General features: G+C 64.1%; 11 protein-coding genes. 8 read left to right on the forward strand and 3 right to left on the reverse strand.

From position 1 onward, the window contains the following. Positions 1–53: 53 nt before the first annotated feature. The 3 genes from U5A65_RS04175 to U5A65_RS04185 all read left to right on the forward strand — a co-directional run bounded on the left by U5A65_RS04175 (position 54) and on the right by U5A65_RS04185 (position 2385). Positions 54–1124, forward strand: a complete 1071-nt coding sequence (locus tag U5A65_RS04175; protein ID WP_321945556.1) for an MBL fold metallo-hydrolase — start codon at positions 54–56, stop codon at positions 1122–1124. 22 nt (positions 1125–1146) lie between these two features. Further along, the gene (locus U5A65_RS04180) at positions 1147–1410 is read left to right on the forward strand and encodes a hypothetical protein (protein ID WP_321907986.1); all 264 of its coding nucleotides are present in this window, start codon (positions 1147–1149) and stop codon (positions 1408–1410) included. A gap of 120 nt (positions 1411–1530) precedes the next feature. Continuing rightward, positions 1531–2385 (forward strand): AraC family transcriptional regulator, encoded by an 855-nt coding sequence (locus U5A65_RS04185; RefSeq protein ID WP_321945557.1) that lies wholly within the window; start codon positions 1531–1533, stop codon positions 2383–2385. A gap of 60 nt (positions 2386–2445) precedes the next feature. Here U5A65_RS04185 and U5A65_RS04190 read toward each other — a convergent pair whose 3' ends face one another. After that, the gene (locus tag U5A65_RS04190) at positions 2446–3198 is read right to left on the reverse strand and encodes a hypothetical protein (RefSeq protein ID WP_321945558.1); all 753 of its coding nucleotides are present in this window, start codon (positions 3196–3198) and stop codon (positions 2446–2448) included. A 97-nt stretch (positions 3199–3295) separates the two neighbouring features. Then, complete coding sequence (locus U5A65_RS04195) at positions 3296–3655, reverse strand: hypothetical protein (RefSeq protein WP_321945559.1); 360 nt, start codon at positions 3653–3655, stop codon at positions 3296–3298. A gap of 681 nt (positions 3656–4336) precedes the next feature. Here U5A65_RS04195 and U5A65_RS04200 point away from each other — a divergent pair. The 4 genes from U5A65_RS04200 (at position 4337) to U5A65_RS04215 (ending at position 8805) form a co-directional block, all read left to right on the forward strand. Continuing rightward, positions 4337–5356 carry an ABC transporter substrate-binding protein gene (locus U5A65_RS04200; protein ID WP_321945560.1) on the forward strand — a complete coding sequence of 340 codons (1020 nt, stop codon included), beginning with the start codon at positions 4337–4339 and terminating at the stop codon, positions 5354–5356. A gap of 60 nt (positions 5357–5416) precedes the next feature. After that, positions 5417–6793, forward strand: a complete 1377-nt coding sequence (locus tag U5A65_RS04205) for a sensor histidine kinase (RefSeq protein WP_321945561.1) — start codon at positions 5417–5419, stop codon at positions 6791–6793. Between the two features lie 19 nt (positions 6794–6812). Beyond that, a complete protein-coding gene (locus U5A65_RS04210; protein ID WP_321907978.1) occupies positions 6813–7493 on the forward strand; it encodes a response regulator in 681 nt (226 codons plus the stop codon). A gap of 172 nt (positions 7494–7665) precedes the next feature. Continuing rightward, positions 7666–8805 carry a porin gene (locus U5A65_RS04215; protein ID WP_321908567.1) on the forward strand — a complete coding sequence of 380 codons (1140 nt, stop codon included), beginning with the start codon at positions 7666–7668 and terminating at the stop codon, positions 8803–8805. A gap of 64 nt (positions 8806–8869) precedes the next feature. Here the strand turns inward: U5A65_RS04215 and U5A65_RS04220 are convergent, their stop codons facing one another. Further along, positions 8870–9169: a hypothetical protein gene (locus U5A65_RS04220; RefSeq protein ID WP_321907975.1), complete on the reverse strand. Its 300-nt coding sequence runs from the start codon at positions 9167–9169 to the stop codon at positions 8870–8872. Between the two features lie 498 nt (positions 9170–9667). Between U5A65_RS04220 and U5A65_RS04225 the strand changes: the two genes are divergently transcribed. After that, complete coding sequence (locus tag U5A65_RS04225; RefSeq protein ID WP_415764298.1) at positions 9668–10939, forward strand: 2-hydroxycarboxylate transporter family protein; 1272 nt, start codon at positions 9668–9670, stop codon at positions 10937–10939. Positions 10940–11066: the final 127 nt, after the last annotated feature.

Genomic DNA, 11066 nt, shown 5'->3' on the forward strand with positions numbered 1-11066 from the left:
GGATGCGGCATACTGCAAAGCGCACCACGCGTTTGCCATTACAGAGAGCCGCGATGATCTTTCGCCAGCTTTTCGACCCGGTATCGTCTACCTATACCTACCTGCTCGGCGACCCCGAAAGCGGCGAGGCGCTGCTGATCGACCCTGTCTACGAGCAGGTGCCGCGCGACCTCGCGCTGCTGCAGGAACTGGGCCTGCGTCTGCAGGCGACGCTCGACACCCATGTGCACGCCGACCATGTGACCGGCGCGTGGCGCTTGCGCGAGCGCAGCGGCAGCCAGATCGCGCTTGCCGAAACGGTGGGCGCCGAGGGCGTGAACCGCCCGCTGCGGCATGGCGACCGCATCGCTTTCGGCAAGCGGTATCTGGAGGTGCGCGCCACGCCCGGCCACACCAGCGGCTGCCTGACCTACGTGCTCGACGACGCAAGCATGGCCTTCACCGGCGACAGCCTGTTGATTCGCGGCTGCGGCCGCACCGATTTTCAGGGCGGGAGCGCGGAGCAGCTGTTCGCTTCCGTGCGCGAGCAGATTCTCACGCTGCCCGGCGACTGCCTGCTTTACCCGGCGCACGACTATCGCGGCATTACGGTCACGAGCGTGGCCGAAGAGCGGCGCTTCAATCCGCGCCTGGGCGGCGACGTCGATCTCGGCGACTTCGCGGGCTACATGCACAACCTGAATTTGCCGCACCCCAAGCAGATGGCCGTCGCGGTGCCCGCCAACCTGCGCTGCGGCAAGCCCGAGGGCGAGGCGCCGATCCAGGAAACGCCCGACTGGGCCCCGCTCACGCTGCGTTTTAGCGGCGTGTGGGAAATCGAGCCCATGGCGTTGCTGGAGCATGTGGCGGCCATGCAGATCGTCGATGTGCGCGAGCCGCCCGAGTTCATCGACCAGCTCGGCCATCTGCCCGATGCGAAGCTCGTGCCGCTCTCGCAACTGATTGCCCGCATCGACGAGCTCGATCGCGACCGGCCGGTCGTGGCCGTGTGCCGTTCCGGCGTGCGCTCCGCGCAGGCAAGCGTATTGCTCACGAAGGCGGGCTTCGGCAAGGTGGCCAATCTCGCCGGCGGCATGTTGCGCTGGAAGGCCGAGGGACTGCCCGTCGCGCCGTGCAGTCCGTGATGACGCCCTGGAGGAGACGAACATGACAGCCCACGACTTCGCCGAGTTTTCCTGGGACGAACAGGAAGACGTGAAGGCTGTGCTCGCCAGCCGGGGGCTCGAGCTGCGCGAGTTCCGCATCTCGGACAACGAGAAAAGCCCTGCGGGGGGCGAGCGCGCGGCGATGCGGCAGGTATCCGTCACACGGATCGCCAATGGCAAGACGGCCACCTACGACACCGACCACTTCGCCCCGTGGATCACGGATTTCGACGAAGCGCTGCAGGCCGGCGAGTTCGACGACTGAACCAGGCCGAGCGGGCGCCGGGAACCCGGTAACGCCGCGAGCGCGCGGCGTGCTTCGCGCAGGGCTGGCGTACACTCGTGCCCTTGGGCAAGGAACCGGGAACGAGGAGCGACGCTGGCCATGACGAACGCGACGGTGACTGAGGGCCGGAACGATCACTGGCTCGTCGCGCGGCGCGACGCGCAAACAGGTATCGAGAGTTTGCGCGCGCATTTCAGCGGCCACGCCTACGACCCCCACGATCACGACGACATGCTGATCGGCTATACGGAGCAGGGGGTGCAGCGTTTTCAGTGTCACCGGTCCTTGCACACGAGCGTGCCGGGCCGCGCGATCCTGATCGAGCCGGGCGCGCTGCACGACGGCCACGCGCCCGAACCGGGCGGCTTCACCTACGCGATGTTGTATCTGCCGCAGCCGTGGGTCGAACGTGCGGCGCGCAGGCTGAACATTGCGGGTCTGGGCGCCGTGGAGGCCGCTTTCGGCCAGACGCTCGTTGACGACCCGCGCCTGACCGACGCAATCCGCCGCGCCTTTCTCGCGCTATACGGCGAGGAAGGCCGGCTCGCGCGCGACGAGGCGCTCGACCGCTTGCTGGAGCACCTGGGCGGCCATCTGGTCGATACGGCCGCAGCAGCGGCCCCGGCGCCGCCCGCATTGGCTCGCGTGCGTGACCTGCTGCACGAGCACATGGCCGCGAACATCGGGCTCGACGAACTCGTCGATAGCTCGGGCATCGACCGGTTTCGTTTGACGCGCCTGTTCCAGCGCGAGTTCGGAACGTCGCCCCATGCATACCTGGTGCGCTTGCGTCTGCGCGCCGCTCGCAGACTGCTGGCGGCGGGGCGCACGCCGGCCCAGGTTGCCGCGGAAGTCGGCTTCGCGGACCAGAGCCATTTGGGACGCTGGTTTCGCCGCGCGTACCGGATGACGCCGGCCACCTACCGGCGCATGTGCGAGGAGAGGCGCGACTAGGCGAATTCCGCGATTGGCGTTTCGCATGGGCGCGCCTCGCGGGAAAGGTCTGCGGCTGCGCTAGCGGCTCAACCCGGCCTGGGCCCGTTGCAGCCATTCGCTATTGTGTTCGCGGGCATGGCGCGGCCAGTGCTTTGCGTCGTGCACGATATCGGCGTAAAGCTCGCGTGCGCGCTGGCGGTCGGCGTCGCTTGGCTGCTTGGCCAGCCAGTCGGCGAAGAGGCAACGCGGAGCGGCGTCGCTTGCGCAAGAAAGCGCGGCGTCGAACGCGGCGCGCGTGCCCGCTGCGCCATTGGCGGCGAGCGCCCGTGCATACAGCAAAGTGGGGTCCGGCTGCTGGCGGGCGACAGGCTGCACGGCGAACAGCTTTTCGAGCGTCTCTTGCGTGGCAGCGGCATTGCCGTTTGCAAACTGTGCGCGCGCGAGGCCTTCGAGCAGGGCGGGATCGGAGGCGAACGGCCCGGTTGCCGCCGCCTCGTAATGCTCCAGCGCTTCGACGGCATTGCCCGCGTCGAGCAGCGCCGCGCCCAGCCGCATACGGTGCGCGACGGTCGGCGCGCGGTCGAAGTCCGTGCGCGCCTCGCGCACCGCGCGGTTGGGATCGACCAGTTGCGAGATGGCCCGGCCAGTCGCCCTCGCCCCGCGCGACTGGCGCAGGCTCGGCAAATAAATCACGAAGAAGTAGACGAGGCTGCCAAGGCCGGGGAAAAGAAACAGGATCAGCAGCCAGTACATGTTCTGCTGGTTGCGGATGGCATGCACTGCAAAGAGCAGGGCGATGATGACGTAAAGGCTGATTCCGAATATGCGCATTGGCGAGAGGGTCCGTTGTGGTGCGTTGCCGGTGCGTGGTTCTGCTTCAGGCATGGCGAGTCGTCCCAGGTCGTCGAATCGACCTCACGCTCGCGGATCAAAGCCGACGTTTGCGCAGTTTGCGCTGCATCGACGCCATCCTTTCAATGATACCCGCGGGCAGCTTGCGTTCCCTCGCAAGTGCAACACTCTCGCGCCGTTCGGCTCGCTTGCTTCGACCTGCCCGGGCGCGGCTGCGCATAGCGCTGCCACCGGCTTCCAGTCCCACATGCGGGCTGCGGAAAATAAGGCAGTCCTCGATGGCTTGGTCATGGTTGCGCCACATTGGGGCGATGGCAGGATTGTCGTGAATGCTAGCGTTGCCGTTCGATGAGCGTGTTTTTGGACTGTTCTCGCCCGGAGCCCATTCATCAGGCTCAGTAAGCTGCACACGTTGCGCGTGCATCGATTGACGCAAGAACCTCCAGGCCGCAGCGGGGGCAATTTGCACACGCGGACCGACCACAGGCAGAATACGCCATTCCAGCGGATGCAAAGACGCTATGCGCGGTGGGTTCGCGCTATGCGCCGCCGCACGCGCATCAATCTAAAAATGAGCTTACGGGGTAGTAAAAATGATGGGACGGCTTCTGGTGGTGGTATCGATGGTTGGCGTACTGGCCGCCTTGGCGGGCTGCAATACGATTGCCGGTTTCGGGCAGGACATTACGGACTCTGCACGGGCCGTTCAGCGCGCTATTTGACTGGCGCTTCGGGTGGCCGGATAGCCGCTCGATCGAAGGTAACGGCTGGAGCGGGCTCCTGCTGAATGAACACGGAACGTCGATGCGTTCCGTGCCGTGAATCAATAAGTAATCCTGTAGAAGTCAGTCATAGCGATGCTGCCGCTGGCGTTCGACTTCGGTCCAGTAGCAGATTCCAGCGCCACGACGCATCGAATTGCCGAGCGATTCACGCTGAATAAAAGCTATTTTTATTCAGAAAAATAAAAAGTATAAATAACGCCGCCGCTCATGGAAATCCCGTATAAATCGGCGCGACCCGCGAAAGCTTCGGGAAGGGTTTGGATCACTAAAATCCCCGAAACGATCGAGGCGGCCAGCCTTGCGCCGCCGGCCCATTCTGACGGAGACACTCAATGCAACCCAGTTCTGGCGCGCTGCGTCAAGTCGCACTCGCTGGCGGCCTGCTGTTTGCCATGGCGCTTCACGGCGCTCATGCCGCCGACGATGCCGGCGACAAGATCACCATCATGGTGGGCGGAATTACGAAGCTCATTTACCTGCCCGCGCGCCTCACCGAGCAACTGGGTTATTTCAGGGACGAAGGGCTGAATGTCGAGTTGCTCTCGCAACCCGCGGGCGTGGATGCCGAGAACGAACTGCTCGCGGGCGCAGTGCAGGGCGTTGTGGGCTTCTACGATCACACCATCGACTTGCAGACCAAAGGTAAGGACGTCAAGGCGATCGTCGTGTTCGGTCAGGTGCCGGGCGAAGTGGAGATGGTGTCGTCTAAAGCGGCCGACACCATCAAGTCCATGGGCGACGTCAAAGGCAAAACGCTGGGCGTGACGGGCCTGGGCTCCTCGACCAGCTTTCTCACGCAGTATCTCGCGAGCCAGCACGGCGTCGCGTCCAGCGCATACACCATGTTGCCGGTGGGTGCGGACGCGAGTTTCATTGCCGCCATCAAGCAAGGGCGCATCGACGCGGGCATGACGACCGAGCCGACCGTTTCGGCGCTGCAGAAAGCCGGCGACGCGAAGGTGCTCGTGGACATGCGCTCGGTGGAAGGCACGCGCGCCGCGCTCGGCGGCACCTATCCCGCCGCGAGCCTTTACGTGCAGAACGCGTGGGCCGAGTCGCACAAGGCGCAGGCGGCGAAGCTCGCGCACGCGTTCGTGCGCACCATGCAGTTCATTCACACGCATAGCGCCGAGGAAATCGCCGCGCAAATGCCGGCCGATTATCAAAAGGACAAGGCGCTGTATGTCAGCGCACTCAAGGCCTCGCTGCCGATGTACACCGCAGACGGCAAGATGCCGGCCGACGGTCCGGCGACCGTGCTGAAGGTGCTTTCGAGTTTCAATCCTTCGGTCAAGGGGAAGCACGTGGATTTGTCTGGCACGTATACGAACGAATTCGTCAGCGCGAAATGAAGCACGCCGAGCGCCGTTCTGCGCGCGCCGTCTCGCGGCTCGTACCAGAGAGAGCGTGACATGGTGCATAGCCTGCGTGCGCGATTGCTGTTGTGGCTGCTGGTGCCGCTCGCCGTATTTGTCGTCGTGACGAGCGGTGTGTCGTATGACGCCGCACGTCAGACCGCGGATCTCGTGCAGGACCATTCGCTGCTGAATTCGGCGCGCACGATCATCGAAGACGTCGACTGGGACAGCGGTTCCCTCCGCGCGTCGATTCCGCCTGCGGCGCTGGAGCTGTTCGAATCGCCGTGGCAGGACCACGTTTTCTACAAGGTGCTGGCCGGCAATGGCCGCCTGCTGGGCGGCGCGCCGGACTTGCCGCTGCCGCGTGCGGATACCGCCAACGCGCCAGTGTTCTACGACACCGCGTACGCGGGTATGCCGATTCGCGCCGTGGCTTACGAGCGCATGCTCTACGACTCGGGCCGCGCCGAACGCGTCGTGGTGATCGTCGGCAAGACGAGCGCGTCGCGCGAAGCGATGATCAGCGCCTTGTGGAGGCCGCAGCTTGCACGCCAGTGGCTCATGCTCGCGCTCGTCGCGCTGCTCGTGCCGCTCGGGCTCACGCTCGAACTGCGGCCGCTCATGAAGCTCAAGGACGACGTGGCCGACCGCGAGCCCGTGCAACTGGAGCCGATCCGCCCGGACCATCTGCCTTCGGAGCTGAGGCCCATCGTCGAAGCGATCAACCAGTGCATCGCGCGGCTCAAGGTGCACGCCGCCATGCAGCGTCAGTTCATTGCCGACGCGGCGCACCAGTTGCGCACCCCGCTCACGCTGCTCACCACGCAAACGCAATTCGCGAGTCAATGCGACGCGCGCGACCCCGCGCTTTACGACGCGCTCAAAGGCGTGCGCCGCACCAGCCAGAAAATGGCGGAGTTGACGAATCAACTACTTCTGCTCGCGCAGGCAGAGTCGATGGCGCAGTCGTCGCGCAGCCAGACACGTGTCGATTTCACTGAGGTCGTGTCTTCGGTGCTCGAGGAGATGGTTCAGGCCGCCGAGCGGCGCGGCATCGATCTCGGCGCGGAACTTGCCGACGACGTGCACGTGGCGGGCAACACGGGCCTGCTTGCATCGCTCGTGTCGAACCTGATCGACAACGCCATACGCTATACACAGCCCGGCGGCCGCGTGACCGCCATCTGCCGCAGCGAAGGCAGCGAGGTCATGCTGCAGGTGGTGGACAACGGCCCAGGTATTCCCGCCGAGGCGCGCGCGCATGTGTTCGAGCGCTTCTATCGCGTGGCGGCGGATACCGAAGGCACAGGCCTCGGTCTTGCCATCGTGCACCAGGTCGCGCGCTCGCACGGCGGCTCGGTGAGCGTGGCCGCGGGGGCCGCGCGCGTGGGTCTTGTTGCGACGGTGCGCTTGCCTGTATGGCCCGGATGAGAGGAAGTGAGGAAGGACCATGAAGCTGCTGCTCGTAGAAGACAATGCCGAACTCGCGCACTGGATCGTCAACCTGTTGCGCGCCGAGAATTTCACGGTGGACTGCGTGGTCGACGGAGAGGCCGCGGATTCCGTGCTGCTTACGCAGAGCTACGATCTCGTGCTTCTCGACATGCGCCTGCCGCGCCTGAGCGGCAAGGACGTGCTCAACCGCTTGCGGCGCAGGCGCAATAACGTGCCCGTGCTCATGCTGACCGCCCATGGCTCGATCGACGACAAGGTGGCGTGTTTCGGCGCCGGCGCCGACGATTACGTGGTCAAGCCGTTCGACAGCCGCGAACTGGTGGCGCGCATCAAGGCGCTGATACGGCGGCAGACGGGCGAGAAGTCGGGCTGGCTCACCTGCGGCGACCTGCGGTACGTTTGCGACACGCGCGAATTCCGTCACAAGGACGCGCCGCTCACGCTACGCAGGCGCGAGCATTCCATACTCGAAGCACTGATGCTGCGCCAGGGCAAGGCCGTGCCCAAGCATGCGCTGCTCGAGCGCATCTGCAGCCTGAGCGACGACCCGAGTGTGGACGCGATCGACATCTACATTCACAGGCTGCGCAAACATCTCGCGGAGTCGAGCGTGCAAATCACCACGCTGCGCGGCCTTGGCTACATCCTTCGCGCGAAGGAGCCCATGCCGGCGTGAACAGGTCCGCTTCTCTACCGGTATTAGTGATTTTACTTAGCATTACCAAGCGGTCGTGAAAGAATCGCGAAGGATTCACCTCTCTACTATTCGTCTCACCCGCTGATTCACACGGCTCGCCGCAACCGGTGAGTGATGCCAGCGGGTCCATGAAAACTTCAACACAGCACCCCTGGAGACGATCTTGAAGAGAAGGCACCTTGCATTCACCGTGACGGTTGGCGCACTGGCGGCGAGCGGCGCACACGCGCAGTCGAGCGTTCAACTCTATGGTCTTATCGACCTGAGCGTTCCCACGTATCAGTCGCATGCCGACGCCAACGGCAATCACGTGATCGGCATGGGCATTGCCGGTGAACCGTGGTTCAGCGGCAGCCGCTGGGGCTTGAAGGGCGCTGAAGACATTGGCGGCGGCACGAAGGTGATCTTCCGGCTCGAAAGCGAATACCGCGTGAGCGACGGCCAGATGGAAGACCCTGGCCAGATCTTCGACCGCGATGCGTGGGTGGGCCTGGAGGACGACCGCTTCGGCAAGATCACCGCGGGCTTCCAGAACACCATTGCGCGCGACGCCGCGGCCATTTACGGCGACCCGTACGGCAACGCGAAGCTCACGACGGAAGAGGGCGGCTGGACCAACGCGAACAACTTCAAGCAGATGATTTTCTACGCTGCGAGCGCAACGGGCACCCGCTATAACAATGGCGTCGCATGGAAGAAGGTGTTCGACAACGGGATCTACGCGGCAGCGGGCTACGCGTTCGGCAATTCAACGAGCTTTGGCAATAACGCAAACTATCAGTTCGCGCTCGGCTACAACGCGCCGACCTGGACGGCCTCGACGTTCTACAACCATGTGAACAACAACGGCAACACGAACCAGGCGTTCTCGGTGGGCGGCAACTACACGATCGGCATCGTGCGCGCCAATGCGGGCTATTTCCGCTACTGGGGCAATCAGGGTGCGCTCGGGCAGCGTCAGGACAACGCGTGGACGGTGTCGTTCAAGCTCGTGCCGAAGGGCGCGTTCGACTACGAACTGGGCTATCAGCAAATGCGCACGCACAACGCTGCGTACAACGTCGATGGCGATATTCCGAACGCCAACGTAGGCGCATTCGATCCTGCGAGCGGGCTGCACAACGGCTTCAAGGAAACGCTCTACGGCTCGGTCTTCTATCACCTCTCGAAGCGCACCGAAGTGTACCTGGCGGGCGACTACATGAAGCTGCACGGCGGCTACACGGTTGGCACGACCTTCGGGGCGACCAATCAGGTCGAAGTGACGACGGGCGTGCGTACGCGCTTCTGATCCGCGTTCAAAACAAACGGGCTCGATTCGTCAGGCGAATCGAGCCCGTTGTCTTGTTGCGGCATCAACCTGCGTTCACGCAGGCCACGCTCGGCGCCGTATAGGCAGAGGGATAAGGCGACTCCGGTCCGCTCACGAGCCGCAAGCGCTGCGTGGCGAGGACATCGGCCTCCACTTGCTCGCGGCGCGTGAGCACCGCGGTTTCGCCGGCAGGCTGTGATTCGTTCACGCTGCAAAGCAGGTTTCTTCCGCTCGATAACTGCACCGGCGTCTGGTAAGCGGAACCCGGTGGCGCGGCCAGCGCGCCGGTACTCCACAGCACCGCGGCGCAAACAGCGGCGCATCCTGGCAAGACGATCTTCATGGCTCGCTCCTCAAGTTGCGGTGATTCATCTTCGGCCAACGTTCGGTGCTGTACCAGAACAAATTCTGAAAATGATTCTTGCGATGGGCTCAAGGGTCGGGCCGTTGTTATTGGCGACGGATGCAAGCGGTCGGCAGGCAGGCCGAGATTTCAGCCTGCGGCTCGGGCCGATTCTGAAATTTCGGAGCGATGGGGTGACGGGAGTGGAGGCGTTTCTTGAAAATAATAAAAAAATCAACAAGTTATGGTTGGCGCGGCAGGATGAAACGCGCTGGCACGGCTACTGCTATATAGACGCCCGGCGGCCTATTCCTCGATAGTCCGCACCCGTTATTAAACAAGCACCGGAGACGCGACGCAGTCCGGTCGCGAAAACGAAGGAGACATCCCGTGCAGAACAGCGCATCCGCATCCACCGCCTCGCAAGTGAGCCAGTCGGTCCCCGAATCATCCTCCACGACTCCAACCCGCTTCTGGCCCGAAGGCTGGTGGAAGCTGATGGAAATCCGCATCGGCATCATTCCGCTGCCGATCTACGTGATCCTGTTTGCGCTCATCGCTGGCTTCGCGGTGACCGGCAAGGTGCCCGGCGAAATCTCGATGGCCATCGCCGTGCTCGCGTTCTGCGGCTTCACGTGCGCCGAACTCGGCAAGCGCCTGCCGCTCCTGCGCAATATCGGCGCGGCGGCGATTCTCGCGACCTTCGTGCCTTCGGCGCTCGTGTACTACCACGTGCTGCCCCAACCCGTGCAGCACCTCACGGTCGAGTTCACGAAGCAGACCAATTTCCTGTATCTCTTCATCGCCTCGATCATCGTCGGCAGCATTCTGAGCATGGACCGGCGCGTGCTGATTCAAGGCTTCCTGAAGATCTTCATTCCGCTCGCGGCCGGCACGGTTGCGGCGACTATCGTGGGCACGGCGGTGGGTGCTGCGCTCGGCCTCGGCGTCAAACACACGCTGCTGTATATCGTCGTGCCGATCATGGCGGGCGGCGTGGGCGAAGGCGCGATTCCGCTTTCGGTGGGCTACTCGGAAATCATGCATGTGGCGCAAGGCGATCTGTTCGCACAGGTGCTGCCGCCCGTGATGCTCGGCAGCCTCATCGCCATCATCCTCTCGGGCATGCTCGACATGCTGGGCCGGCGCATGCCGCATCTCACCGGCAACGGCCGCCTGCAAGTCGGCGCAACCGATGAACTGGCGTCGTCGTCGAACGACGAAATTCGCGGGCATGTGGATGTGAGCCACATCGCTGCGGCCGGTATTACGGCGATCACGCTGTACCTGATCGGCCTGATGGCGAACAAGCTGTTCGGCCTGCCCGCGCCGGTGGCCATGCTGTTCCTCGCCGTGCTCGTGAAGCTCGCGCGCGCGGTTTCGCCGCCGCTGCAGGAAGGCGCGTTCGTCGTCTACAAGTTCTTCTCGACGGCGGTTACGTACCCGCTGCTGTTCGCCATCGGCGTGGCAATGACGCCGTGGGACAAGCTCATGGCCGCGTTCACGCTCGTCAACGTCGTGACGATTGCCGCGACCGTGGTCACGCTCATGGGCACGGGCTTCGTGGTGGGCCGCCTGATGAAGATGTACCCTATCGACACCGCAATCGTGAACGCGTGCCACAGCGGCCAGGGCGGCACCGGCGACGTGGCGATCCTTACCGCCGCGAACCGCATGCAGCTCATGCCGTTTGCGCAGATCGCCACGCGCATTGGCGGCGCCATCGTCGTGACCGTGACGCTCATCCTGCTCGCGCATTTCGGCGCGTGACGCGCCGCCGTGCGCCTCTCGAGCGAGCCTCGCACGCGCCTTCGCGATAGCGTCGCCGGTCCAATCGGCGCGCGGTGTTCGCTGAACCCGCCGTCTGGCGGCAGCCAATCGACGAGGGTGAACGTGC

Source organism: Paraburkholderia sp. J10-1 (assembly GCF_905220165.1).
Taxonomy (GTDB): Bacteria; Pseudomonadota; Gammaproteobacteria; order Burkholderiales; family Burkholderiaceae; genus Paraburkholderia.